Source organism: Streptomyces sp. NPDC046203 (genome assembly GCF_040646255.1).
Taxonomy (GTDB): domain Bacteria; phylum Actinomycetota; class Actinomycetes; order Streptomycetales; family Streptomycetaceae; genus Streptomyces.
Window position 1 is genome coordinate 12,618 of sequence record NZ_JBEYZX010000006.1, and the last position, 23,746, is coordinate 36,363.

The following is a 23,746-nucleotide window of genomic DNA, read 5'->3' on the forward strand; positions in this document are numbered from 1 at the left end:
CTGTTGGTCCTGATTCCTCTGTCAGGCTGGCATGCGACCGGCGACGCCAGCCCGACCACCGGCAACGTCCGGCATCCGGCATCCGATTCCGTGGATCCATGATCCGTGGGGGGAGATCAGGCACCCATGTCATTCGAGAATCTGCGGGTCGTCGTGACCGGGGCGTCCCGTTACTTCGGCCGTTCGCTCGCCATCGGATTCGCCCATCTCGGGGCCGAGGTCTACGTCTCGGCACGGACGGTCGAAGCCGCCGAACGCACGCGTACGGAAGTCATGGGTTCGGCCCGCGACCGCATCCACGCGTTCGGCTGCGACCTGAGCAGGCCCGCCGAGATCAGGGAGTTCGCCGCCCAGGTAGGCGAACACACGGACCATGTCGACCTGTTGGTCAACAACGGCGCCCGCTGGCTCGACGGTATGGACCTGGAGTCCGCCAGCGACGAGTCGATCGTCGAGACCATCGAGTCGACGGCCGGCGGCACCGTCCTCATGGTCAAGCACTTCCTGCCGCTGCTGCGCCGCTCGGCGCGGCCGGACATCGTCAACATGGTCGCGGTGCGGGACGCCGAGGGGGCGTCCGCCGCCACCGCGTCCGTCGCGCACGAGGCCTTCTGGACGGCGAAGTCGGCCCAGGCGGGCTTCGCCGACATCCTCTCCCGCCGGCTGCGGCCGAGCGGCGTGCGGGTGTTCTCGCTCTACCCGCCCGATTTCTCCACCTCCGATCCGCGTTTCGCGGAATGGGAGGGCGTGAAGACGGACGGCCTGGCGCCCGACGAAAAGCTCACGACGCAGGCGCTGTTCGAGTGCGTCGTCTACGCCGTCGAGCAGCCACGCGACTGTTTCATCCGCTCCTTCCACTTCGAACCTCGCTGAAGCACCACCGCACGCCAGCGTCAAGGAGGTCCCATGAACACCCCCGTATGGATCACCGCGACCCCTCCGGCCACCCACGGCGAACTGCACATCGGCCACCTCGCCGGCCCGTACGTCGCGGCCGACGTCCTCACCCGTTTCCTGCGCGCGGACGGCGAGGCCGTCCGGTTCACGACCGGCACCGCCGACCACGCCGGCTCCGTCGAGGTCCGCGCGCTGCGCCACCACCGCAAGCCCGAGGAGGTCGCCGAGGGCTACCGCGCGGCGATGGTCGCGGACTGGCAGCGCGCCGGAGTCGAGTTCGACCACATCGTCGGACCGCGCAAGGACCGGGGCTACGGACGCTGGGTGCGGGACCTGTTCAGCCGGCTGTACGCGCGGGGCGTGATCGCGCCGCGCACCCGGCTCCTGCCGTACTGCGAACCGTGCGAACGCTGGCTGCACGGCGCCCACGCCACCGGCACCTGCCCGCACTGCGGCGCGGTCAGCGACGCCGGCATGTGCCACGAGTGCGCGCGTCCCAACGACGGCGGCGACCTGCTCGCGCCGCGCTGCGCGATCTGCGACACCCCCGCCGTGGCGAAGCGCTGCCGCCGGCTCTACATTCCGCTGGAGCCGTTCCGTGACCAGCTGTCGAGCTACTGGAACATGGTCGAACTGCCGCCCCGACTCGCCGCGTTGTGCGAGTCGCTGGTGGAGGACGGGCTGCCGGACATCGCGGTCGGCCACCCCGCGAGCTGGGGCCTGACCGTTCCCGTCGAGGGCTTCCCGGAGCACCGGATCGACGCCTGCTTCGAGACCGCCGCGATGCACCTCTTCGGCTACGACGTCACCGGCCCGCTGCCGCGCCGCGCCCTGCACTTCTCCGGCTTCGGGCACTCCTTCTGCCACGCCGTCCTGCTGCCGGTGCTGCTGCTCGCCCAAGACGTCAAGCTGCCGCAGGAGTTCGACGTCAACGAGTCGTACGTGGTGGAGGAGGGCGTCGGCGAGGGCCATGTGTGGGCGCTCGACCTGCTCACCGAGTACGGCTCCGACAGCCTGCGCCGCCATGTCCTCCAGACCCGCCCGCACGGCCGGCGCACCGTCTTCCAGCGCGACCGGCTCGTCGCCGCCCGCCAGGAGCTCGACGAGAACTGGAACGGCTGGCTGGGCCGGCTGTTCGCCGCCGTCCGCGAGGAGTGCGACGGGCGCGCCCCGCAGGCGCTGCCCGGCGGCACCGGCTGGCACGTCCTGGAACGGCGGCTGCGGCGGGGGATCGAGGATCTGCGCGAGGCGTACGGCCCGGACGCCTTCGACCCGAGGCGCGCGGTCGCGATCCTCGACGAGATGGTCCGCTCGGTGGCCGACTTCGGCTACGTCAACGCGCACGAACGCTGCCGGCCGACGACCGAATGTGGTCATCACCGGGCGCTCGCCGCCCAGTTGGCGGTCGCCTCGGCCCTCGCGGCCTGGGCGCGGCCGGTGATGCCGGAGGGCGCGGACCGGTTGGCCGCGGCGCTCCAGGCGGAGCCGGGACGGCCGGTGGACTGGTCGTCGCTGCTGCCGCCGGCGGCGGGGACGCGGCTCGCGCCGCCGTCGGGGCCGGTTTTCGGGTTCTAGCCGGTCCTTTACGCGGGTGCCGACTTCTAAGCCGCTAAGAAGTCGCGTACTTCGAGCCCCTGTTGGAGCGGCGCCACGACGCACGACCCGTACCGCACTACACGCACCGCACCGCGGGCCTCGGGTCCCGGGTCCGGGCCTCGGGGGAAGAGCCGCCCCCGGGGTCCGCCCGTATCCCCACCCGTACGTCCGCGCATCCCCGTAACGCCCGCACCTCACCCGTAACGCCTGCACCTCACCCATGCCGCCCGTACCCGACCCGTACCGCCCGTACTGCCTGCCCCACCCGCACCTCCTGTTCCGCCGTCCGCACACCGCCGCCGGTCCCCACCCGTCGCGCGTCCGCCCGCCCCGCGCGGGGGCGCGCGGCCCTCCCCACAGGAGTTCCCCGTGTCCCCGCTCCCCCTGCGCGTCGCCATGCTCAGCGTCCACACCTCCCCGCTGCACCAGCCCGGCACCGGCGACGCCGGGGGGATGAACGTCTACATGGTCGAGCTGTCCCGGGCGCTCGCCGCCCACGGCGTCGAGGTCGACCTCTTCACCCGCTGCCGGGGCGAGGGGCTGCCCGGACTCGTGGAGTTGGTACCCGGCGTGCCCGGCGTACGGGTGCGGCATCTGGAGGCCGGGCCGCGCGAGGAGCTGCCCAAGGAGGCGATGCCCGACCTGGTGGTGGAGTTCTCGCTGGCCCTGCTCAAGGAGCGGCGCCGTTACGACCTCGTCCACTCGCACTACTGGCTGTCCGGGCAGGCGGGGCGGATCGCCGCCTTCGGCTGGGACGTCCCGCTGGTGCACACCGCGCACACCCTCGCCCTCGTGAAGAACGCCAGCCTCGCCGCCGGCGACACCCCCGAGCCGGAGGTACGGATCCACGGCGAGCGGCTGGTCACCGGCGACGCCGACCGGCTGATCGCCAACACGGACGACGAGGCCGACGCGCTGCGGCTGCTGTACGGCGCTGACCCGGCGCGGACCGAGGTGGTACGGCCGGGCGTGGCGCTCGATACCTTCTCGCCGGCCGACGGGCGGCGCGCGGCGCGGGCCCGGCTCGGGCTGCCCGAGGACGCCTTCATCCCGCTGTACGCGGGGCGGATCCAGCCGCTGAAGGGGCCCGACATTCTGGTGCGGGCGATCGACGAGCTGCTGCGGATGGCCCCTGACCTGCGCCGGAGGCTGATCGTGCCGGTGGTGGGCGGTCACTCGGGGGCGAGCCGGGCGGGGGAGATCGGGCGGCTCGCCGAGGAGCTGGACGTCGCCGATGTCCTGCTGCCGTGCCCGCCGGTGCCGCAGGCCCGGCTCGCGGACTGGTACCGGGCCGCGGACGTGCTTGTGGTGCCCTCGCGCTCGGAGTCGTTCGGCCTGGTGGCGGCGGAGGCGCAGGCGTGCGGGACGCCGGTGCTCGCGGCCGGGGTGGGCGGGCTGTCGACGGCGGTGTGGGACGGGGTGACGGGGATGCTGGTACGGGGCCACGACCCGGTGGAGTACGCGCGCCGGCTGCTGTGGCTGGCCCGCAACCCTCGGGCGGTACGGACGATGGGGGACGCGGCGGTGCGGCACGCGTCGGGGATGAGCTGGCGCACCTCGGCCGCGCGGACGGTCGAGGTCTACGAGCGGACGCTGGCGGGACGGCGGGAGCGGTACGCGCGGGGGGTGGGGCAAGGGCGGCGGCACGCCCCTGCCCCGCCGGCCTCTCTCTCCTGGAGGAACGAGAAGGCCGTAGTGCGAGCCTAGCATTTCTTTTGGTCTAGCCAAAGGTTGGAAGGGGATCGGGTTGTGCTCGACTCCCTTCAGGGGGAGTGGTGTTGGGGTGAGGGTGGCGGTACGGCCACTCCGCGGCCCGGTCGCCTTCGTCGCCGCGATCGGGCCGGGGCGCATTCCTCCCGGGAGGTCCGGCAACCGGCCGATTGGCATATTCGATTCGCGGCGGTGAGGGTGAAGGGGAGAGTGAAAAGGGCTTATTCATAAGCGAGTTCGCTTGGGCGGGACGCCCGGCGTTGTCCTCAGTCGATCCAGCCCATACGGACGGCCCGCACACCCGCCTCGAATCGGGTCGACGCGCCCAGTTCCTGCATCAGATCGGAGAGGATCCGGCTCACCGTACGCAGGGAGACGCCGAGACCTCGGGCGATCTTCTCGTCCTTCATGCCGGAGGCGAGCATGCGCAGCGCCGCCCGCTGCTGCTCCGAGAGGCCGTCGCCGCCCCGGTCGGGGATCCCCGTGCCCCCGAACGGCGTCGCCGCGTGCCAGCAGTACTCGTACAGGTGGAGGAACGAGCGGACCAGAAGCGGGCCCCGGGCCAGGATCGCGCCCTCGCGGGGCGCCTCGGGGTGCAGCGGAACGAGCGCGAACCGCTCGTCGGCGATGACCATGTTCATCGGGATGACCGGTGCTATCCGCACCTCGACCCCCAACCGGGCGCGCTCCCGGAGGACTTCGGCGATGTGCGGCCGGGTCGCGTCCTCGGCCTCGTACATCACCCGGATCCGTACCCCGTGCTTCCGGCGCCGCCGGTCCCGCTCAAGGAGCCGCTCCGGTACCTCCCGGCTGGGCCCGGCCGGGTGCATCGAGCAGGCGTGTTCCCGGGTGGTGTCGGTGAAGTCCTCCAGCGTCTGCTGGATGCGGCGGTAGTCGGTGATCACCTCGAAGACCGTCTCGTGCCGGGGCCGCGCGCCGCTCTTCAGGAAGCCGCCCGCCAGGGTCTCCAGCGCGCCGTACGCCCGGTCGGCCTCCGCCAAGTGGGCGCGCAGCCGCTCCCGTTCGCGGTCGAGCAGCCGGAGCAGGGCGATCTCCGGGTCGACGGCGGCCACCGTGTCCGCGTCCGGCCGCCAGGTGGCGTCGCGCAGATCGCCGATCGGGGCGTGCGCGCTGCCCGTCGGCACGATGAGCCCGAGGGAGATCAGCTCCGCCCGGCACCGTTCGTAGTCCTCGGGGGAGATCCCCGCCTGGGCGCATGCCTCGGCGAATCCCGACACCCCGCGCGCCCTTAACTCCTGGTAGAGGGTGACGAGTCGCTGGTCGTCCAGGTTTCCCGCGCCGCTGTCGGTCACGCTCACGATCACGCTCATGGAGTGGTCCCCCTCGCCCCTCGTGCTTCCCCGACCCTCGCGACGGCCCTCGCGACGACCCTTGTGCTGTGGCTGTGGCTGTGGCAGTCGCTGTTGCCGGCCGGCCGGAGCGCGCCCCGGGCGGATCCGGACCGTCAGGCTAATCCTTGTGCGGGGCGGGGGAGTCGTCCGGGAGGGGTGGGTGGGCCCGTCATCCGGGTCCCGTCAATCGACCCCCGTGGCTCCTCTGCGACTTTCCCAACTTCCCTCATTTGTCTTCGCATTGACGCACTCGCGCCATGGCGGGACCACGCATCGCTATTCTCTGGATCGGGTAGTGGAGCGTCGACAGAATTGGGAGGCCTTCAGGGAGAGTCCGGCGGCACGGACCCCCGAAGGAAGGCGCATTCGCACCCCCACTCCTGGAGGAACCATGTCAGTCGCGTACGTATTCGGAACCCGCCGGGCCGCTCGCCGGTCCACCGGCGCGTCGATGGCCCCCTCGGCCGTCGTGACGCATCCGGCCCTGGTCAACCGTGGTGGCGGGGTGCTGGCCGGGACGCCGGCCAGGGTGCGCGCCGGGGCGCGGTGGCAGTCCGGCGAGGGGGACGACTGGCCGGCCCCGCGGGCCGCGCTGCTCCGCGCCGGCTGACGTACCCCTTCGGCCGCTCAGGAAAAGGAATTCCCCGCGATCATTCCCTCGTGATCGCGGGGAATTCTCATGCCCGGGCACCCCTTCGTTTTCTTTCCGAGGTGGATGAATGGGCTTTGGCGTAAAGGGTGTTCAGTCGAGCCAGCCCAGGCGCACCGCGCGCACCCCGGCCTCGAAACGGCTGCCGGCCCCGAGTTCCTGCATGACCTCGGAGATCAGCCGGCTGACCGTGCGCAGTGAGACCCCGAGGTGCCGGGCGATCCGTTCGTCCTTCATGCCGTCGGCGAGCAGCCGCAGCGCGTTCCGCTGCTGCCCCGAGAGGCCGTCCCCGCCCCGTTCCGGCGCCACGTCGTCCCCGAACGGCGCCGCCGTGTGCCAACAGTGCTCGTAGAGGCTCAGGAACCCCCGCACCAGCACGGGCCCACTGGCCAGGATCGCCCCCTCGCCCGGCGCGTCCGGTCGGAGCGGGAGCAACGCGTACTGGTCGTCGGCGATCACCATCGTGAGCGGCAACTCCGGCGCCACGCGGACCTCGACGCCCAACTCCGCCCGCCGGTTGAGGACGTCCGCCGACTCCGGAAGGGTGGCGTCCCGACTGCGGTAGATGGCACGGATCCGCATCCCCTGATCCAGCTTGCGGCGGTCGCGCCGCAGGATCCGCTCGGGGTCCTGCCGGGCCGGGCCGGTCGGATACATCGAGCAGGAATTCTGCTGGGTGGCGTCGATGATGTCCTCCAGCGCCTGCTGGATGCGGCGGTAGTCGGTGATCGCCTCGACCTGGATCGGGGCACCGGCCAGCGACCCCGGCCGCAGCAGGGTCGCCGCCAGCGTCTCCAGGGTGCTGTACGCCCGGTCCGCCTCCGCCAGATGCTCCCGGAGCCGCGCCCGCTCCCGGTCGATGGCGCGCAGGAGCGCGATCTCGGGACCGACCGAGGCGACCGTGTCGGTGTCCGGCCGCCACACGACGTCCTGGGGCGCCGGGTGGGCCGCGTGGGTCCCGGAGGTGGGGACGATCAGCCCGAGGGCGACCAGTTCGGCGCGCGAGCGCTCGTACTCCTCGGGCGTGAACCCGAACGAGGTCGCCACCTCCGCGAAGTCCGACACCCCGCGCCGGCGCAGTTCCTGGTAGAGGGGCACCAGACGGCGGTCCGCCCCGCCGGCGCCCGTGCCCTCACCCGTCGTACTCGTGGCACTCATGGCGATGCTCCCCCGCTCGTCGTCGATCCGGTCCGGATATCGAAACCGTCAGATTACGCGGAGGACAAGGCCAGTTGCGTGGGGTGAGGTGAGGTGCGGGTGTGGATTCCGGTACGGGGGGAGGGGGTGCGGGGGTGGGTGGCGAGGGGTGGGGGCGCGGAGGGGGAGGGCGGTCAGGCCGGCTGGTCGGCCGGCTCGCCGTCCAGCAGGCCGAGTCGCGCCGCCTTCACTCCCGCCTCGAAGCGGCTGGCTGCGCCCAACTCCTGCATGACCTCGGAGATCAGCCGGCTGACCGTGCGCAGCGAGACCCCGAGATTGCGGGCCACCTGCTCGTCCTTCACTCCGGAGGCCAGCATCCGCAGCGCGGCCCGCTGTTGCTCGGTGAGCCCGTCGCCGCCGGTCTCCAGCGGCTCCTCCTCGCCGTACGGGGTGGCCGCCTGCCAGCAGTACGCGTACAGGGCGCGGTAGGAACGGACCAGGCCCGGCCCCCGGGCCAGGATCGCCGCCGACTCCGGATCGCGCGGATCGGTCGGCAGCAGCGCGAAGCTCTCGTCGGCGAGCACCATGTTCATCGGGACGACCGGCGACAGCCGGATCTCCACTCCGAGCGCCGAGCGTTCCGCCAAGTGCTGGCTCATCTCGGGTACTTGGGCGACCCGGTGGCTGTACATCGCCTGGACGGCGACGCCGCGCTCGATCTGCTCGCGGTCGCGGTCCAGTTCGTACGCCATCTCCTCGCGCCGTACCGACCCCGTCAGCATCGACTGGACGGAGTTCCGTACGGACGTCGTCACCTCCGCCAGTTCGCGGCGCACCCGGGCCGGATCGTCGACGATCTCCACCGCGACCTCGGTGGCCGGCTCCAGACCGGCCCGCAGGAACGGTCCTGCCAAAGTCTCCAGCGTGGTCTGGGCGCGGCTGGTCTCGGCGAGCCGGTTCTCCAGGCGGTCGCGCTCGTGCTGGAGCAGCCGCAGCAGGGCGACATCCGGGGGGACCACGGTGGGGGCGGTCGCGGCGGCGGCCGGGGAAGCGGTCGGGCCGGCGGTCGGGTCGACGGGAGTGGCCGGGGCGGGGGGAGCGGTCGGGGCGGTCTGTTCGATCAGGCCCAGGGCCACCAACTCCGCGCGGCAGTGCTCCCGTTCGGCCTCCGTCAGCTCCAGCCGGGCGGCGGCGCCGTCGAATGTCTCACCCAGGGTGCCGCGGAGCTCCTGGTAGAGAGCGAGGGCCTGGTCGTCACCCATGCGTGCACCCGCGGAGGTTTTGGACACGGCGCAGCAGACTCCCCTCGGATCACGTCGATCCCGTTGAAACGCCCCGCTAGACCCTGCCACAGATTCGAACAGGCCGCACGGTGTTCAGGCGCTCTCAGCGCGTGGGCGTCTCCGCGGCGCAATCGGGGCACAGGCCCTTGAAAACCACCTCGGCGTCGCTGACCCGCCACTCCGGCAGGCTGTCGCGGGGCGGGGCGGGGGCGGTCGCCGTCACGTTCTCCACCCGGCCGCAGTACAGACACAGCGCGTGCTGGTGCGGCGGACCGGAGACCTCGAACACGGCGGGCATCCCGGGCCGGTCGAACTTGGTGACCAGACCCGTCTCCTGGAAATGCCGGAGCATCTCGTACACGGCCTGGCTCGTCAGCGTCCCCAGGTGCTCACGCGCGGTCGCGGTGATCGCCTCGACATCGAGATGGCCGCCGGCGGCGAGGACCGTGAGCACCTCCAGGCGCGGTCCGGTGACTCGCAGGCCGACATCGCGCAGGCGCTGGATCACCGCCTCGCGGCCGGTCAGGTCTTCCACGACTGCCATGTTCTCCGCCCACCTGGTCGGCCCAAACCTTTGTCGGCATCGTACCGTCCGGCCGCCTTGGCCGTCAGCGACTGTCTCAGTCGTCTGTCCGGCATACGAGCAGAACGCTTTCCGTCCGCTCGTCGATCCGATGCCGCCGGCGGCCCTCGATATGAAGACCGGCCGCGTGCAGATCCGCCGCCAGCCAGTCACCGTCCACGATCCACTTCTCGGTGCTCTGCACCACCCGCTCGACCGACACCTTCCCGGTCCGCGTCGAGTAGTACGTGATCCGCTCGCGCATCGACGACAGATCGAAGTCCTGCCGCGCGACCACCCACTCGTCGATCCCGTCGAACCGGGGCACCTGGAAAGCCCAGGTCCGGCGCGGTTCCGCGATCAGACCGGACACCAGATGCGACGTGTAGTCGAGCGCGAGCGCTCCGCCCGCCCCCAGGTGCGAAGCGATCTCGCGCAGCAGCCGGGGCCGCGCGTGCGGCGCGACGGCGGAGACCATCGCGCCCGCGAGCAGCGCGAGCCGGTAGTCGCCCGCGAGCCGCAACTCCGTGAGGTCCGACCTGGTGGTCACGATCAGCTCGGCGACCTGCGGGCCGATGCGCCGGGCCCAGTTCTCGAGGCGCTCCAAGGCGGGGCCGTCCCGGTCCACGGCCTCCACGGCGAAGCCGTGCCGGGCGAACGGGACGGCGAGCCGCCCCGCGCCGGAGCCGAGATCGAGAACAGGGCCGCCGATGGACCGGGCGAGACCGAGGAACCGGACGATGTCGGCGCTGTGTGGGCCGAGGAGCGCGTCGCGGAGCCAGACCGAATCCTCGTCGCCGGCGGCGACCGACTCCAGACCGGGAAGAGTGTCGGGAGACAGCCGGACGCCCGCGCCGGGGGCGGGCAGTTCGAGGGGGAGGGGGGTGGGCAGGTGCGGGCGGTGGAAGGCGGTGCGGTTCGGGTGGGGGGTCTGGTGCGGGTGCGGGGTCTGGTGTGAGCTGGGGTGGGGGCTCGGTGGGGGGCTTTGGAGCGGGTGCGGGCTCTGGAGCGGGTGGGTGGTCGGGGGCGGGCACTCGTATCGGGACGGCAGGACCGGCGTGAGTACCGCGGGCACGAGTGGCACGGCAGACACGACGGGCAGGGAAGTGCCGCTTGATGTGTGCATCGCTCCTCCAGGGGCTCGCCGGTCCATGCCGTCCGGGCGGGGAACCCGTGCCGCCGGGATCACGCCGCTTGGACCATCGTGGACGGGGAGGGAAGGGGATTCCAGGGAATCGGGGGGCGTGAACACGCGATGGCGTGTCTCTGCCAGGCGCTGCGCGCTGCGGGTGGGTGCGGGGGGCGCTTGTGCGGGGCGCGCGGTGGGGTGCGGGGCGCGCGGTGGGGCGCGTGGTGCGGGGTGCGTGGTGGGGGCGCGAGGCGTGGGGCGCGGGTGCGGGGTGGTGCGCTGGGGGTTCGTGGGTGGGGCGCGTGGGCCGGTCCGGGGGCTCGTGTTCTGCACTGCATGATTTACGGCGCGGGTGACCTGTGCTGTGCGCGAGGCGTCTCTTTTCCCGCGCCACAAATCACGCTTTACGTTCCGAACACGACCCCCTCCCCGGCCCCCGCTCCCGCCGCCGTCTCGCGCGCACCACCCCGCCCCGCTGGGGTGGGAGGGGGAGGAGGGGGCGTCCCTTGGTGTTCTGGTGGGAGGGAGTGGGGGGGAGGGGAGGTGGGTGGGGGTGGTTGTTGTGGGGTGCGGCTGGGCGTTGTGGGGTTGTGGGGTAAGAGAATGGAAAGGGGAGGGAGGGTTGCTGTGGGGCCCTCTGCTAGATCACTCGGCTGAGGCGGATCGCCGTCAGACGGGTCGGTGGCAGTGGGGTGAAGCCCACGTGGGCGTAGAAGGGGAGTGCCGGGTCCTGGTCGCTGGCCAGGGTGACGCGTTGTTCTGTCGCGCCGAAGGCGCGCATGCGGGCGCTGGCCGCGGTGAGGAGGGCCTCGCCGATTCCGGTGCCTCGGGCGTCGGGGGTCACCGCGAGGGCGTAGACCTCGCCCTCGCCCGGGACGGGAACGCCGCCGGCGGCCACGCCGAGCAGCTCGTCGTCGGAGCCCGTGGCCACCAGCCAGCCGAGCCAGCCGGGGGCGCCGCCGGGAATTTCAATTTCGGCGCGGATGCGGGGAAGTGAGCATTGCGTGGAGACCAGGCGCCGGGTGGGGATTTCTCCGAGGATTTCGGTGTAGCTGTCCCGAATGGAGTCGGCGAGCAGTCTGGATATCTTCGTCGCCTCGGCGGCCTCCGCCCCTCGCACGTCGACCAGCTGCATTGGTTTTGTACCCTCCGACGTGCCGAGCCGAGCGCCAACTCCCCCACAATAGCCGGGAATTCGAGCAGGTGTGGCCGATGGCAAATCTACGAATTCCCTTAGTATTCAATTCGGGAACGAGCAGCACGCGATGATCAGGGGTGCCGCCGCGAGGGCCGCCGACGCGATCGTGAGCATCCCCCAGAGGATCGGGTGCCCGTTGCTGTGCGGGGCGAGGATGCGGCGCATACGCAGGGCGGCCGAGGGGCCGCCCGCGCCGAACGCCTCGGTCGGGGCCCGTCCGGAGGCGAGCGCGTACAGCGCCGTCGCGAGGGCGTCGCGCGAGCAGCGGCGCAACGCCCGGTCGTCCGCGGCCATTTCGAGCAGCAGCGGTACGGCGGTGCGGCCGTGCCGGGCGAGCGGGAGGTGCGGGAAGATGGTCGCGAAGGACTCCACCGCCGCCACGAGCAGATGGTGCCGTCCCGCGATGTGCGCCCGCTCGTGCGCGAGCGCCGCGTCCAACTGCGGTGCGGTCAGGGTGTCGAGGGCGCCGGAGGAGACCACGACCCGGCGTACCCGGCCCGGCAGGCAGTAGACGGCCGGGCGTCGGTGGTCCAGGACGGTGGCGCGCAGCGTCGCGTCGTACCGTCCGACCAGACTCAGCGTCCGCGCGTGCCGGAGCCGGTCCCGCCGGGCCCGGACCAGCGCGTGGGCGAAGGCGCCCAGCGGTACGGACGCGATGGCGAGCGCGACCACCGCCGCCACGCTCTCCTGCGCGCTGAGCCGCCCGAGGGTGTCGGCGTGCGGGAGGCTGAAGGTGAACAGCGCGTCGCTCAACCGGTGTCCGGCGCTGCTCGGCAGGATCAGCTGGGCGGGCAGCAGCGCCGCCGAACCGGCGAACAGCACTCCGCTCACCGCCCACACCGCGAGCGCGAGCCTGGGCACCTGCTGGGCCCAACGGGCCCGGACGAGCAGCCAGGGGATCAGGAGACCGGTGCACAGGACGAACGCGAGCGGAGGCAGGACGTGATGGTTCATCGTTCCTCGCCCGCTCCGCGCCGCGCGGTGCGCAAGGCCGCGTCGAGCGCTTCCATGTCCTCGTCGGAGATGGTCTCCACGAACCGCAGCAGCGCCGCCGGCCGGTCCAGGCTGTCGCCGAGCGCGTCCTGCATCAGCCCGGCGGTGTACTCCTCGCGGCTGCGGACCGGTTCGTACAACCAGGCCCGGCCGGTCTTCTCGCGGCGCAGCCAGCCCTTGCGGTGAAGGATGTCGGCGACGGTCATCACCGTCGTATAGGCGACCCGGCGCCCCCGATTGATGTCGTCGACGACCTCCCGGACCGTGGCCGGCCGCTGCCAGCTCCACAGTCGGTCCATGATCTCCGCCTCCAGCTCTCCCAGCCGGCGCACGCGCATCCCCTCCCGCTCCCGCTCACGGGCGGCTCATCGTAGGGCCGCCGAACCCGACCAGGTATACCCCCTGGGGGTACGATCAGGGAATGACTGCCCTCATGGAACGGCGCCCTTGCGCGAAGGTCTGTGTCCCTGGTCTGCCCGGTTCGGCGGAGCTTGTCCTCCTCCGGCATGTGCTCGGTCTGTGTCTTCGGGTGAGTGTCAGGCTGGCGGTGGAGTGCCCCGGAAACAAGGGAAGTTGATAATCCGGCCCCTTCTCTGGCCAGTTCGATGGTCCGGGCGGTGGACGGTTCGCCGGCCGGTTCACCGGCTGTTTCCCGCGGGAAACGGCTCGGGGCCGGGTTCCGGCGGAGATTCTCTCCGTCGGAACCCGGCCCCGATGCGTGGTGCGTGGTGCCTGATGTGTGGTGCGTGGTGCGGGCCGGTGCTGCCGGCCAGGTGCGGATCAGGTGCGGATCAGCCGGGCGATCGCCTTCGACGCCTCGCCGACCTTCTCCTTCGCCTGGTCCCCGCCGTGCTCGATGGCCTCGGTGACGCAGCAGCTCAGATGCTCGTCCAGGAGGGCCACCGCACAGGACTGGAGTGCCGCGTTGATGGCCGAGACCTGGGTCAGGACGTCGATGCAGTAGGTGTCCTCGTCGACCATCCGCTGCACCCCCCGGACCTGGCCCTCGATGCGGCGCAGGCGCCGGATGATGTCTTCCTTGTGCTGTACGTAACCGGCCACGGCGGCCTCCTTGTCGGGCAGTTACAGCAAGCGGTGGCGGATGGTCACTTGTCGGCTGACTGGAAGCCCCGCAGGCGGAGGCTGTTGCCGACCACGAAGACCGAGGAGAACGCCATCGCCGCGCCGGCGATCATCGGGTTGAGCAGTCCGGCCGCGGCGAGCGGCAGGGCGGCCACGTTGTAGGCGAAGGCCCAGAACAGGTTCGAGCGGATGGTGCCGAGCGTCTTGCGGGACAGCCGGATCGCGTCCGCCGCGGCGCGCAAGTCGCCCCGTACCAGCGTCAGATCGCCGGCCTCGATGGCGGCGTCCGTGCCGGTGCCCATCGCGAGACCCAGATCGGCCTGGGCGAGCGCGGCGGCGTCGTTGACGCCGTCGCCGACCATGGCGACCGAACGGCCCTCGTCCTGAAGGCGCTTGACCACGTCGACCTTGTCCTGCGGCATGACCTCGGCGAAGACCTCGTCGATGCCGACCTCGGCGGCGACGGACTCGGCGACCGCCTTGTTGTCACCGGTGAGCAGGATCGGGGTGAGGCCGAGCGCGCGCAGCCGGCGGATGGCCTCGGTGCTGGTCTCCTTGATCGCGTCGGCGACCTCCAGGACCGCGCGGGCCTTGCCGTCCCACGCGACCGCGATGACGGTCTTGCCGGCCTTCTCGGCCGTCGCCTTGATCTCCTTGAGGGCGGTGGGGAGTTCCATCGCCCACTCTTCGAGCAGCTTCTCGCGGCCGACGAGGACGGCGTGGCCCTCGACGATGCCCTGGACGCCGAGTCCGGGGATGTTGGCGAAGTCCTCGGGGGTGGGCAGGGTGCCGACCTTGGCGGCGGCGCCGGTGGCGACGGCCTGGGCGATCGGGTGCTCGGAGGAGTGCTCCAGGGCGCCGGCGAGACGCAGGACCTCGGTCTCGTCCTGACCGTCGGCGGTGTGCACCTTGATCAGGGTCATCCGGCCGGTGGTGACGGTGCCGGTCTTGTCCAGGACGATCGTGTCGACCTTGCGGGTGGTCTCCAGGACCTCGGGGCCCTTGATGAGGATGCCGAGCTGGGCGCCGCGGCCGGTGCCGACCATGAGGGCGGTCGGGGTGGCGAGGCCGAGGGCGCAGGGGCAGGCGATGATCAGGACGGCGACGGCGGCGGTGAACGCCGAGGTCAGACCCTGACCGGTGCCCAGCCAGAAGCCGAGGGTGCCGAGCGCGAGGGCGATGACGACCGGGACGAAGACGGCGGAGATCTTGTCGGCGAGGCGCTGGGCGGCGGCCTTGCCGTTCTGGGCGTCCTCCACGAGCTTGGCCATACGGGCCAGTTGGGTGTCGGCGCCGACGCGGGTGGCCTCGACGACCAGGCGGCCGCCGGCGTTCAGGGTGGCGCCGGTGACGGAGTCGCCGACCCCGACCTCGACGGGCACGGACTCGCCGGTGAGCATGGAGGCGTCGACGGCGGAGGAGCCCTCGACGACGGTGCCGTCAGTGGCGATCTTCTCGCCCGGGCGGACCAGGAACCGGTCCCCGACCTGGAGTTCGGCGGTCGGCACGGTGACCTCGCGGCCGTCGCGCAGGACCGTGACCTCCTTGGCGCCCAGCTGCATCAGCGCCTTGAGCGCGGCGCCCGCCTTGCGCTTCGAGCGGGCCTCGAAGTAGCGGCCGGCCAGGATGAAGGTGGTGACGCCGGCCGCGGCCTCCAGGTAGATGTTCCCGGCGCCGTCGGTGCGGGCGATCGTGAACTCGAAGGGGTGCGTCATGCCGGGCGTGCCGGCCGTACCGAGGAACAGCGCCCACAGCGACCACAGGAACGCGGCGATCGTGCCGACCGAGATCAGCGTGTCCATCGTCGCGGCGCCGTGCTTGAGGTTCGTCCACGCGGCCTTGTGGAACGGCCAGGCGGCGTACGTGACGACCGGCGCGGCGAGCGTCAGGCTCAGCCACTGCCAGTAGTCGATCTGGAACAGCGGGACCATCGCCATCGCGATGACCGGCACGGTCAGCCAGACGGCGGCGGTCAGCCGCTGGCGCAGCGGCCGCAGCTCGGCGGCGGCCTCCTCTTCCTCGGACGGCCCCTCGCCGCCGTCCCCGCCCGCGCCGCCGGCCGGACGCTCCGGCTGCGGCTCCTTGGCGGTGTAGCCGGTGGCCTCCACCGTCGCGATCAGGTCGCCGACCGGGATGTCGGCGGAGAAGGTGACCTTCGCCTTCTCGGTCGCGTAGTTGACGGTGGCCTCGACCCCGTCCATGCGGTTGAGCTTCTTCTCGATACGGGCCGCGCACGAGGCGCAGGTCATGCCGCCGATGGCGAGCTCGACCTGGGCTGTGCCCGGAGTGGTCGTGGTCATGAAACTGCTCCTCTTTCTGTGAGGCTCGGTGTGCTGCCTCGGCGGCCCGCAGCGGTGACGTGCGGTTCGCGGGGTTCGGGGCCGGGGCCCGGGCGTGGTGGGCGAGCCCCGGCGGCCGGTGGCGCCGGTCGTGCCGGTCAGGCGCGGCCGGTCAGCTCGTAACCCGCGTCGTCGACCGCCGCGGCGATCGCGGCGTCGTCCGGCTCGCCGCCGGTGACGACGGTGACCTTGCCGGCGGTCACGTCGACGTCGACGGAGATGACGCCGTCGAGCGCGCTGACGGAGTTGGTGATGGCGGTACGGCAGTGACCGCAGGTCATGCCGGTGACCGCGTAGACGGTGCTGGTGCCCTCGGCGACCGCGGTGGCCGTCGCCGCGTCGGCGCCGGTCGAGCAGCTGTTGTCAGGGGTGCAGCAGGAACCCATGTCGTCGTCCTCCGTGTCGGATGCGCCCCGAGGGGGCTGTGGTGGCTTCGATACCCTCGGGGGGTATCGCTTATGGGTTCATGTATACCCCCCGGTGGTATCGGACGCAAGTGTCGACGCGACTTGACTTGATACCCCCCAGGGGTATCGTGAGGTGCAGGGAAGGCAAGGAAGGAACGGGCGTGCCGCGGAAGGACCGGCGCATCCGCGCCATCACCAGGTACGTACGTCCCTGACGTCGCCCGGGCCACCGAGGTCACGGGGTCACGAAGGTCGAGGTCGCGTACGCGTCCAGTACGGGAGAGCAGTCATGAACACCGGAGTGAAGATCACTGCCTTTGCCGCCGCGCTCGCCGCGACCTTCGGGACGGCGTACGGGGTCGGCAAGGGCGTCGGACCGATCGGCGAGCCCGCGAAGGCGGAGCACGCCGGGCACACGGCCCAGGCGGAGGGCGGGGCCGGGGCAGGGTCCGGGGAGGGTGCGCACGCGGGGCATGAGGGTGCGGGCGCTTCCAAGGGGTCCGAGGGGGCGGCGCCCGGCGGTCACGCGGGGCACGAGGGGCACGGCGAGGAGGCGAACGCGCCGGTCGCCGGCGGTCTCACCGTCTCGGAGGACGGCTACACCCTCGCGCTCGACGCGCCGACCGCCAAGGCCGGCAAGAGCACGCTGAAGTTCTCCATCAAGGGCCCCGGCGGTAAGAAGGTCACCGCCTTCACCAAGGAGCACGACAAGGAACTGCACTTCATCGTCGCCTCGCGCGATCTGACCACGTACCACCACCTGCACCCGGTCAAGGCGGCCGACGGCTCCTGGACGGCGGACGCCGACCTGCCGGCCGCGGGCGCGTACAAGGCGTTCGCCGACTTCAAGCCCGCCGCGGCGGGCGCGAAGAACATCACCCTCGGCGCGGACCTGTCGGTGCCGGGCGCGTACGCCCCGAAGGCCATGCCAGCCGTGAAGGCGACCGCCGACGTGGACGGCTACCAGGTCCGCCTCGGCGGCACCCTGGACCCGGGCAAGCCGGGCGAGCTGAAGCTCACCATCGGCAAGGGGGGCAAGCCCGTCACGAACCTGGAGCCGTACCTCGGCGCGTACGGACACCTCGTCGCGCTCCGCGACGGCGACCTCGCGTACCTGCACGTCCACCCGAACGAGGGCGGTCCGGGCCCGGACGTCTCCTTCACGGCGACCGCGCCGAGCGCCGGTACGTACCGGCTCTTCCTCGACTTCCAGCACGAGGGGAAGGTGCACACGGCGGCGTTCACGGTCCGTGCGGGGTCGTAGGGGCTGCCGGCCTCGGGTGCCGGTTGTCGGGTGCCGGGGCTCGGGGCTCGGGGCGCGGATCCGGTCGTGGCCCTCGGGGCCCGGGTGCCGGGCCTCGGGGCTCGGGTGCCGGGCCTCGGGTCTCGGGGTTTTGAGGACCTAAGGCCTGGGGTGCGGGGGTCGTGCGGCGTGGGGATCGCGTGGCGAGGGGGCCGTTCGCACGATGCGGGCGGCCCCGCGCGCGGCTAGTCTGGTGACGGGGCATTGGACTAGACCTGTAGCCGTGGCCGTAGGTGCGGCCGCGACCGTGCGATCCGTGGAGGAATGGGCTCGATGAGCGACCGTGCAGTGCTGGAGGTGATCGCGCTCGACGAGGCCGACGCGGTCGCCGCCCAGGCCGGTGGGGCGGACCGCCTGGAACTGGTCACCGACATGGCGGCGGACGGACTCTCGCCGTCCCAGGCCGGATTCAAGGCGATCCGCGCGGCGGTCGACATCCCGCTGCGCGTGATGCTGCGGCTGACGGACGGCTTCTCGGCCGGTGACACCCGCCAGATGACCGACCTCGTACGGCGCGCCGTCGCGCTGCGGTCGGCCGGGGCCGACGAGTTCGTGCTCGGCTTCCTCACCCCCGACGGACAGCCCGACCTGGTCGCCGTGGAACGCCTGATCGCCGTCCTCGACGGCTGCCACTGGACGTTCCACCGCGCCATCGACCGCGCCGCCGACCGCGACGGACTGCGCCGGCTGCTCGCGGACCTGCCCGGGCTCGACACCTATCTGACGGCGGGCGCCGCCACCGGCGTCGACGACGGCCTGGACGTCCTCGCGGCCGAGGCCGCGCGCACCGGCGAACCCGGCTACGAGCCGCAGATCCTCGTCGGCGGCGGCCTGCGCCTCGACCACCTGCCGCGGCTGCGCGCTGCGGGCCTCACCGCCTTCCACATCGGCGGCGCGGCCCGCCCAGACGGCTGGGCGGCACCGCTGTCGGAGGCGGCGGTACGGACCTGGCGCGAGGCGATCGACGCGTAGCCCGGGCCGGGCGTTCGCGGGGGCGGCCTAAAGTTCCTGGTCATGAGCACTGTGAGCAGTTCGACCACGCTGATGATCGAAGCCGGCCCCGCCGCCCCGGACGCCCCGGTGACCCGGACGGGTGGCGTTCCCCTGGCCCCGGCGGGCACGGCGTGGCCGCACTGCGCGTCGTGCGAGGGGCCGATGACGTTCCTGGCCGAGGTGTTCCCGGAGGACGCCGGCGGGTCGGGCGCGGGCCGGGCCGTCCTCGCCCTGTTCGCCTGCGGGAACGACCCGGGCATGTGCGAGGACTGGGACCCGTACGCGGGCGGGAACCGGGCCCTGCTGTTCGCGCGGGACGGGCTCGCGCCGCTGCCGGCGCCGGAGGCGGCGGGCGGGGCTGACGGCGAGGGGGCGTTCACGCTGGGCGCGGTCCGGACCGTGGCGCTGGAGCGGGTGCCGGGCGCCGACTACGACCAGGCCCGCGCGGCCTGGACGGGGGACGAGGAAGAGGGGGAGGACGGGGAGGAGCCCGAGGAGGGCGAAGGCGCCGGGAAGCCCGCCGTCCTCGGCCAGCTGGGCGGACACCCGGCCTGGATCCAGGGCGACGAGACCCCCACCTGCCCCGCGTGCGCCCGCCCGATGCCCCTGGCCGTCCAGCTCGAAGAGGGCCCCGACCACCGCACGGCGATGAACTTCGGCGGCGGGGGCTGCGGTTACGCCTTCACCTGCGAACCGTGCGGCAAGGCGCTGTTCCTGTGGCAGTGCTGATGCGGGGCTGATGCGGCGGGATGCCGGCGGGGCGGGGTGCCGGCGGGGCTGGGGTTCAGGGATTCAGGAAGGTCTTCCGCCACTCCAGTGGTGACATCCTCAGCGCGGCCTCGGCCAACTCCCTTGCGGAGTCCGTCTTCAGGCTGCCGAGCGAGGTGTCGATCCAGTCCTGGACCAGGGTGTATCCCTGCGCCCGGTACTCCACGGCCTGCACCAGGCACTCCAGCTTGTCGGCGTCCCGCGCCACGACCGACTCGGGCGTCTCCTTGGCCTCGTACTCCGCGACCACCCGCCGCACCCCGTCCCGCACCGCCGGGTGCGCGGCGGACACCTGGTCCGCGGTGACGGTCTCGTTGGCGGCGGCATCGAGATAGCGGCGGCCGATGTGCGGGATGTCCCCGATCCGCGTCTCCTGCGTGTCGTGGAACAGACACAGCAGCGCGACCTTCGCGGGATCCACTCCCTCCATCATGGCCAGCACGGCCCCGACGACCCCCACGCGGAACGAATGCTCGGCGATCGACTCGGGGTTGTTGTTGCCCGTGAACCACCAGCCGGTCCGCTTGGCGTTCTTGAGCACGCCCATCTCGAAGATGAAGCCGGCCGTGCCCTCGGCGTACGCGGTGTCGTCTGCCATGCGGTGACCTCCCAAGGCGCGTGCGATCACGGACAACCTAGTGTCCGCACCGCTGCCGCGGACCCGAATCGCCTTCATGTCAGTCGAGTGCCGCCGTGTCAGTCGAGTACCGCGAGCGCGTCGAACAGTTCCCTTCCCTCGGGGGCGCGATGGCGCAGCAGCAGTGCCGCGACCTTGTGCAGCTCGTGCCATGCGTGCGGCCTGCCCACCTCGGCGGCGTCTTGGATGATTCCCCGCGCGGTCTCGTACGCGGCTCCCGGCTCGCCGGCGCCCGCGTAGGCGTGCGCCAGGCACGCCCCGTACCAGGCACGGTCCCGGCGGTACGACGGGGCGAAGCCGGAGAGGCCCACGCGCAGGTTCTCCACTGCCCGGTCCCACTCCCCGAGATGCACGTCGGCCATGCCCCGCTGGGCCGCGAACCAGGACTCGCCGTAGAAGTAGAGCCAGGGCGGGGCATCGGCGGCTCCGGCGATGAGGCGCTGGGCCTCGTCCAGATGCCGGTACGCCTCCGTGGCCTCGCCCGCGAGGGCGTGACCGCGCCCGGCCATCTGGAGGGCCATCGCCCTGGTCGTCTCCGACGCCCCCGGGGTCGCCGAGGCCGCCCGCGCGAGCCCGACGCACCGCCTTCCCCGGCCGTTCGACCAGGCCATGTGCGCCTTCATGCTGAGGGTGGTGGCTGCCATGTCGCCGTACCCGGATTCCAGAGCCCAGTCGTAGGAGAGATCGAACCATCCTTGTGCGGCAGGCGACTTGTCCTGGTCCTGAGCCAACCACGCCAGGAATTGGGCGTACTCGGCCAGCAGTCTGACCACGCGGTCCGCGAGCGGACCGCGCGCCTGTCCGTACAACTCGTGGACGGCGTCGAACTGCGCGGCGACCACACCGTTCATCACCCGGGAACCCAGCGTGTCCTCGGCCCTGCGATGAACCGCCAGCAGGCGGTCCATCTCGTCCAGCGACGCGACATCGAGCCGGAGCCCGCCCTGCCGCACCCGCCGCAGCCGGTCGGCGGCGGCATCCGAGACGACCTCGGGAAGGACCAGAGAGGGCAGCGGCGGCTCGGGCCGATGCCGTCCAAGCACCTCGGCCGGGACGCCCAGCCCCTCGATGATCCGCTGTCGAACCTCCACGGAGGTCACCGCCCGGCGCCGGTTCTCGATCGCGGACACGTCGGACTGGGCCAGGCCGACGAGCGCTCCGAGCCGGCTCTGGCTGCTGCGGGTCAGGGCTCGCCAAGTCCGCAGCACACGAGGCCAGTCCTCCACAGCGGCGGCGGCGCGCAGTTCGGGGTGCGCCCAGACAGTCGGTTCCGGATCCGGCTCCATTCTTGAAATATAGGACGGCCCTATAGGGCCGCGAGCTGGATGCACTCGCCCACCGCCCGACAGGGTGATCCCCACGCCAGGCATGACCTCGGACATGCCTCCGGTTTCCGGCGAGAGGAACGAGTACATGACCAGCATTGACCCGCCCCCGGGCGCTCCGAGCCGTGAGCTGCGCGTCCGGGCCGCCGCCGGGTGGGAGCGGTTCGTGCGTCGGGCCGGGGCGGCGGGGGTGTATCCGGTCGCGGCGGACGGCTTCGAAGAGCATCCGCTGCTGCGTACGCGGGTGCGGGACACCGCCAGTGGTGCCGAGGGTGAGCTGACCGCCGTCAGGCATGAACTGCACAGTGACGGGCGGGTGGTGCGTATCGCGTACATCCGCGCGGCGAACGGCATCGAGTGGACGGCGGCGGCCGACAATGTCCAGGCCGCGTACTGAGCCCCGGGATCAACTCGCCCGCAGGAGCGGGCGACCGCGCTCGAAGACCCTCCGGGCGTGGGCGTTTCCGAGGTGGGGGCGGAGTACGGAGAGCATGACGCGTACGCGGTCGTCGCAGCGGCCGGACTGTACGTGGGGGTAGTCGTCCAGGACCCGGTCCCAGTCGGCGCAGGCTTCCTCCAAGTGCCCGGTCTCCAGCTTCCGTTCCGCGAGCATGGCGTTGTACCGGACCCGGGTGCGGCGGTACACCGGCTCCCTGAGCCGGTCGGCCAGCGTCAGCGAGGTGACCGCGCCGACCGGGTCGCCGAGCTCGTAACGCACCTGTCCAATGTGGTAGTTGAGAGCCGACGGATCGTAGGAGCCGAACGCCTTCGCCCGTGATTCGGCCTGTTCCATCGCCGTCTCCGCCTCCTTGACGCGCCGCAGCGCGCCGACCCGGTCCCCGGTCCGCGCGGCGGCGTGCGCCTGCTGCCCGGCGAGGAACGCGCGCATGCGCGGGCCCGCCTGCGGCGACGCGGCGGCGGCAGCGTCGGCGAGACGCAGCGCGAGTGGGCCGTGGCCGAGGTCGACGGCCTGCACGCTCATCCCGCGCAGCGTGGTGCAGTACGTCAGATGGTCGCCCGCCGCACCGGCCAGTTCGAGGGCCTTGATGTAGTAGCGCTGGGCGAGGCCGTCTTCGCGCTCGTCCATCGCCATGTACCCGGTCAGATAGCAGTGGTCGGCGGCGGCCGACCGCAGGGCGTTCCTCACCTCGTCGGAGGCAGTGGCCCGCAGTGCGGGGACGATGGTGTTCACCAGGAAGGCGGCCGCCATCGGCCGGGCCATCCGACCGCCGAACCGGTCGTCGAGATCGCTGACGTGCTCGGTCATCGCGGCGATCGCCTCGACTTCGGCCTGCCCGATCCGTGTGTACGGGTCGACGCGGATCTTCTCCAGACGGTCCCGCACGTCCGGCCATCCCGGCACGACGGCAGCCGCCGAGAAGAGCCCGGCCCCCAGCACACTTCTGCGCGAGGGATCCATGTCCGCGCTCCCGAGATCCGCCAGTCCGACCACTGTGTCCGGTGTATCTCCGGACGGATCAGGGGACTTCGAGAATCCCGCCGTGTACGCGCCGACAGGCCGGCCGAGCTTCCGGGAGAGGGCTTCCAGGATCAGTGGCCGTACGGCCTTCCTCGGCATGCTCCCGGCGAGCCAGTGCGGCACGGCGGACTCGTCGTACCGGAACGGGATGCCGACTTCGGCCCCCACGCGTTCGATCGCACGCATGAACTGCCCACGTGACCAGCCCGTTTCATCGAAGAGTGCCGCCAAGGCGCGGTTCGGAGTGCGTGTCGGCATGGCTGCCCCCTGAACTTTCACGGCTTTCACGGACCCGTGCTTCTTCAACCGTACTCACACTCTGTGCCGATCGGTTGACTGAACATCACCCACCCGAACGGGAGTCGACGCATGAATACCTCGGAAGAAGTACCTCGCCGGTCTGTGACCGAACCGAGGGATTCCGCCCCTGCGGAGGCATCGCCCCCGGGTGCTCCGAGCCGTGAGCTGCGCGTCCGGGCCGCCGCCGGGTGGGAGCGGTTCGTGGGCCGGGCCGGGGTGACGGGGGTGTATCCGGTCGCGGCGGACGGCTTCGAAGAGCATCCGCTGATTCGTACGCGGGTGCGGGACACCGCCAGTGGCGCCGAGGGTGAGCTGACCGCCGTCAGGCATGAACTGCACGGTGACGGGCGGGTGGTGCGCATCGCGTACATCCGTGCGGCGAACGGCATCGAGTGGACGGCGGCGGCCGACAATGTCCAGGCCGCGTACTGAGCCCCTGCTCCGTCCGACGTGGGACAACTGGAGCGAGAAGTCCTGACTCAGCCGATGGGGCGAACTTCGCGGGGGCGGGGCGGTCGCCCCATCGGCCCGAAAGGAGTGCCATGGCCGCTCGCCGAGGCGCTGGTCGGCGAGCTGCGGATCTCGGTGGGGGAGGAATGAGGAAC

Annotated in this window: 23 protein-coding genes; 9 read left to right on the forward strand and 14 right to left on the reverse strand. The window is 72.0% G+C overall.

All coding sequences use genetic code 11. The features are described from left to right. The first annotated feature begins 126 nt into the window (after positions 1–126). The 3 genes from ABZ990_RS06940 to mshA all read left to right on the forward strand — a co-directional run bounded on the left by ABZ990_RS06940 (position 127) and on the right by mshA (position 4,200). Entirely contained in the window at positions 127–873 is a 747-nt protein-coding gene (locus tag ABZ990_RS06940; protein ID WP_361226470.1) for an SDR family oxidoreductase, read from the forward strand. A gap of 33 nt (positions 874–906) precedes the next feature. Continuing rightward, positions 907–2,472: a class I tRNA ligase family protein gene (locus tag ABZ990_RS06945; protein WP_361226472.1), complete on the forward strand. Its 1,566-nt coding sequence runs from the start codon at positions 907–909 to the stop codon at positions 2,470–2,472. A gap of 417 nt (positions 2,473–2,889) precedes the next feature. After that, the gene (mshA, locus tag ABZ990_RS06950) at positions 2,890–4,200 is read left to right on the forward strand and encodes a D-inositol-3-phosphate glycosyltransferase (RefSeq protein WP_361226984.1); all 1,311 of its coding nucleotides are present in this window, start codon (positions 2,890–2,892) and stop codon (positions 4,198–4,200) included. A 269-nt stretch (positions 4,201–4,469) separates the two neighbouring features. Here the strand turns inward: mshA and ABZ990_RS06955 are convergent, their stop codons facing one another. Next, positions 4,470–5,534 (reverse strand): helix-turn-helix transcriptional regulator, encoded by a 1,065-nt coding sequence (locus ABZ990_RS06955; RefSeq protein ID WP_361226474.1) that lies wholly within the window; start codon positions 5,532–5,534, stop codon positions 4,470–4,472. A 412-nt stretch (positions 5,535–5,946) separates the two neighbouring features. Between ABZ990_RS06955 and ABZ990_RS06960 the strand changes: the two genes are divergently transcribed. Beyond that, positions 5,947–6,165 (forward strand): hypothetical protein, encoded by a 219-nt coding sequence (locus ABZ990_RS06960; protein WP_361226476.1) that lies wholly within the window; start codon positions 5,947–5,949, stop codon positions 6,163–6,165. A 132-nt stretch (positions 6,166–6,297) separates the two neighbouring features. Here ABZ990_RS06960 and ABZ990_RS06965 read toward each other — a convergent pair whose 3' ends face one another. The 10 genes from ABZ990_RS06965 to ABZ990_RS07010 form a co-directional block, all read right to left on the reverse strand. Continuing rightward, the gene (locus ABZ990_RS06965) at positions 6,298–7,362 is read right to left on the reverse strand and encodes a helix-turn-helix transcriptional regulator (protein WP_361226479.1); all 1,065 of its coding nucleotides are present in this window, start codon (positions 7,360–7,362) and stop codon (positions 6,298–6,300) included. 173 nt (positions 7,363–7,535) lie between these two features. Further along, positions 7,536–8,603: a helix-turn-helix domain-containing protein gene (locus ABZ990_RS06970; protein ID WP_361226482.1), complete on the reverse strand. Its 1,068-nt coding sequence runs from the start codon at positions 8,601–8,603 to the stop codon at positions 7,536–7,538. Between the two features lie 124 nt (positions 8,604–8,727). Beyond that, on the reverse strand, positions 8,728–9,168 hold the full coding sequence (locus ABZ990_RS06975; protein ID WP_361226485.1) for a transcriptional repressor: 441 nt from the start codon (positions 9,166–9,168) through the stop codon (positions 8,728–8,730). A 76-nt stretch (positions 9,169–9,244) separates the two neighbouring features. Then, on the reverse strand, positions 9,245–10,261 hold the full coding sequence (locus ABZ990_RS06980) for a class I SAM-dependent methyltransferase (RefSeq protein ID WP_361226488.1): 1,017 nt from the start codon (positions 10,259–10,261) through the stop codon (positions 9,245–9,247). A 694-nt stretch (positions 10,262–10,955) separates the two neighbouring features. Continuing rightward, on the reverse strand, positions 10,956–11,450 hold the full coding sequence (locus tag ABZ990_RS06985; RefSeq protein WP_361226490.1) for a GNAT family N-acetyltransferase: 495 nt from the start codon (positions 11,448–11,450) through the stop codon (positions 10,956–10,958). A gap of 105 nt (positions 11,451–11,555) precedes the next feature. Beyond that, complete coding sequence (locus ABZ990_RS06990) at positions 11,556–12,467, reverse strand: M56 family metallopeptidase (RefSeq protein ID WP_361226492.1); 912 nt, start codon at positions 12,465–12,467, stop codon at positions 11,556–11,558. Then, positions 12,464–12,838 carry a BlaI/MecI/CopY family transcriptional regulator gene (locus ABZ990_RS06995; protein ID WP_361226495.1) on the reverse strand — a complete coding sequence of 125 codons (375 nt, stop codon included), beginning with the start codon at positions 12,836–12,838 and terminating at the stop codon, positions 12,464–12,466. Before ABZ990_RS06995 ends, ABZ990_RS06990 begins: the two co-directional genes overlap by 4 nt. Positions 12,839–13,286: 448 nt before the next feature. Continuing rightward, positions 13,287–13,568 carry a metal-sensitive transcriptional regulator gene (locus tag ABZ990_RS07000; protein ID WP_361226498.1) on the reverse strand — a complete coding sequence of 94 codons (282 nt, stop codon included), beginning with the start codon at positions 13,566–13,568 and terminating at the stop codon, positions 13,287–13,289. A 44-nt stretch (positions 13,569–13,612) separates the two neighbouring features. After that, positions 13,613–15,889 carry a heavy metal translocating P-type ATPase gene (locus ABZ990_RS07005; RefSeq protein WP_361226501.1) on the reverse strand — a complete coding sequence of 759 codons (2,277 nt, stop codon included), beginning with the start codon at positions 15,887–15,889 and terminating at the stop codon, positions 13,613–13,615. A gap of 137 nt (positions 15,890–16,026) precedes the next feature. Then, positions 16,027–16,314, reverse strand: coding sequence for a cation transporter (locus ABZ990_RS07010; RefSeq protein WP_361226504.1), 288 nt, complete (start codon positions 16,312–16,314; stop codon positions 16,027–16,029). Positions 16,315–16,624: 310 nt separating this feature from the next. Between ABZ990_RS07010 and ABZ990_RS07015 the strand changes: the two genes are divergently transcribed. The 3 genes from ABZ990_RS07015 (at position 16,625) to ABZ990_RS07025 (ending at position 19,360) form a co-directional block, all read left to right on the forward strand. Next, positions 16,625–17,599: a hypothetical protein gene (locus tag ABZ990_RS07015; RefSeq protein WP_361226507.1), complete on the forward strand. Its 975-nt coding sequence runs from the start codon at positions 16,625–16,627 to the stop codon at positions 17,597–17,599. 312 nt (positions 17,600–17,911) lie between these two features. Then, positions 17,912–18,610 (forward strand): copper homeostasis protein CutC, encoded by a 699-nt coding sequence (locus ABZ990_RS07020; protein ID WP_361226510.1) that lies wholly within the window; start codon positions 17,912–17,914, stop codon positions 18,608–18,610. Positions 18,611–18,652: 42 nt separating this feature from the next. Next, positions 18,653–19,360 (forward strand): hypothetical protein, encoded by a 708-nt coding sequence (locus ABZ990_RS07025; protein WP_361226513.1) that lies wholly within the window; start codon positions 18,653–18,655, stop codon positions 19,358–19,360. Between the two features lie 55 nt (positions 19,361–19,415). Here ABZ990_RS07025 and ABZ990_RS07030 read toward each other — a convergent pair whose 3' ends face one another. Further along, on the reverse strand, positions 19,416–19,997 hold the full coding sequence (locus ABZ990_RS07030) for an HD domain-containing protein (RefSeq protein ID WP_361226516.1): 582 nt from the start codon (positions 19,995–19,997) through the stop codon (positions 19,416–19,418). 98 nt (positions 19,998–20,095) lie between these two features. Further along, positions 20,096–21,322 (reverse strand): helix-turn-helix domain-containing protein, encoded by a 1,227-nt coding sequence (locus ABZ990_RS07035; RefSeq protein ID WP_361226519.1) that lies wholly within the window; start codon positions 21,320–21,322, stop codon positions 20,096–20,098. A gap of 127 nt (positions 21,323–21,449) precedes the next feature. On the opposite strand from ABZ990_RS07035, the gene ABZ990_RS07040 reads away from it, so the two are divergent. Then, entirely contained in the window at positions 21,450–21,758 is a 309-nt protein-coding gene (locus ABZ990_RS07040) for a hypothetical protein (RefSeq protein ID WP_361226521.1), read from the forward strand. A gap of 9 nt (positions 21,759–21,767) precedes the next feature. Here ABZ990_RS07040 and ABZ990_RS07045 read toward each other — a convergent pair whose 3' ends face one another. Next, the gene (locus ABZ990_RS07045) at positions 21,768–23,099 is read right to left on the reverse strand and encodes a tetratricopeptide repeat protein (RefSeq protein ID WP_361226524.1); all 1,332 of its coding nucleotides are present in this window, start codon (positions 23,097–23,099) and stop codon (positions 21,768–21,770) included. A gap of 144 nt (positions 23,100–23,243) precedes the next feature. On the opposite strand from ABZ990_RS07045, the gene ABZ990_RS07050 reads away from it, so the two are divergent. Continuing rightward, positions 23,244–23,573 carry a hypothetical protein gene (locus tag ABZ990_RS07050; RefSeq protein ID WP_361226527.1) on the forward strand — a complete coding sequence of 110 codons (330 nt, stop codon included), beginning with the start codon at positions 23,244–23,246 and terminating at the stop codon, positions 23,571–23,573. Positions 23,574–23,746 lie beyond the last annotated feature (173 nt).

Bases quoted from the DNA above. Each gene is read 5' to 3' on its own strand.
- ABZ990_RS07010 (WP_361226504.1), bottom strand. From the start codon at position 16,314: ATGGGTTCCTGCTGCACCCCTGACAACAGCTGCTCGACCGGCGCCGAC.
- ABZ990_RS06965 (WP_361226479.1), bottom strand. From the start codon at position 7,362: ATGAGTGCCACGAGTACGACGGGTGAGGGCACGGGCGCCGGCGGGGCG.
- mshA (WP_361226984.1), top strand. From the start codon at position 2,890: ATGCTCAGCGTCCACACCTCCCCGCTGCACCAGCCCGGCACCGGCGAC.
- ABZ990_RS07005 (WP_361226501.1), bottom strand. From the start codon at position 15,889: ATGACCACGACCACTCCGGGCACAGCCCAGGTCGAGCTCGCCATCGGC.
- ABZ990_RS06975 (WP_361226485.1), bottom strand. From the start codon at position 9,168: ATGGCAGTCGTGGAAGACCTGACCGGCCGCGAGGCGGTGATCCAGCGC.
- ABZ990_RS07035 (WP_361226519.1), bottom strand. From the start codon at position 21,322: ATGGAGCCGGATCCGGAACCGACTGTCTGGGCGCACCCCGAACTGCGC.
- ABZ990_RS07040 (WP_361226521.1), top strand. From the start codon at position 21,450: ATGACCAGCATTGACCCGCCCCCGGGCGCTCCGAGCCGTGAGCTGCGC.
- ABZ990_RS07045 (WP_361226524.1), bottom strand. From the start codon at position 23,099: ATGCCGACACGCACTCCGAACCGCGCCTTGGCGGCACTCTTCGATGAA.
- ABZ990_RS07015 (WP_361226507.1), top strand. From the start codon at position 16,625: ATGAACACCGGAGTGAAGATCACTGCCTTTGCCGCCGCGCTCGCCGCG.
- ABZ990_RS06990 (WP_361226492.1), bottom strand. From the start codon at position 12,467: ATGAACCATCACGTCCTGCCTCCGCTCGCGTTCGTCCTGTGCACCGGT.
- ABZ990_RS06955 (WP_361226474.1), bottom strand. From the start codon at position 5,534: ATGAGCGTGATCGTGAGCGTGACCGACAGCGGCGCGGGAAACCTGGAC.
- ABZ990_RS06985 (WP_361226490.1), bottom strand. From the start codon at position 11,450: ATGCAGCTGGTCGACGTGCGAGGGGCGGAGGCCGCCGAGGCGACGAAG.
- ABZ990_RS07030 (WP_361226516.1), bottom strand. From the start codon at position 19,997: ATGGCAGACGACACCGCGTACGCCGAGGGCACGGCCGGCTTCATCTTC.
- ABZ990_RS06960 (WP_361226476.1), top strand. From the start codon at position 5,947: ATGTCAGTCGCGTACGTATTCGGAACCCGCCGGGCCGCTCGCCGGTCC.
- ABZ990_RS06945 (WP_361226472.1), top strand. From the start codon at position 907: ATGAACACCCCCGTATGGATCACCGCGACCCCTCCGGCCACCCACGGC.
- ABZ990_RS07020 (WP_361226510.1), top strand. From the start codon at position 17,912: ATGAGCGACCGTGCAGTGCTGGAGGTGATCGCGCTCGACGAGGCCGAC.
- ABZ990_RS07025 (WP_361226513.1), top strand. From the start codon at position 18,653: ATGAGCACTGTGAGCAGTTCGACCACGCTGATGATCGAAGCCGGCCCC.
- ABZ990_RS06970 (WP_361226482.1), bottom strand. From the start codon at position 8,603: ATGGGTGACGACCAGGCCCTCGCTCTCTACCAGGAGCTCCGCGGCACC.
- ABZ990_RS06940 (WP_361226470.1), top strand. From the start codon at position 127: ATGTCATTCGAGAATCTGCGGGTCGTCGTGACCGGGGCGTCCCGTTAC.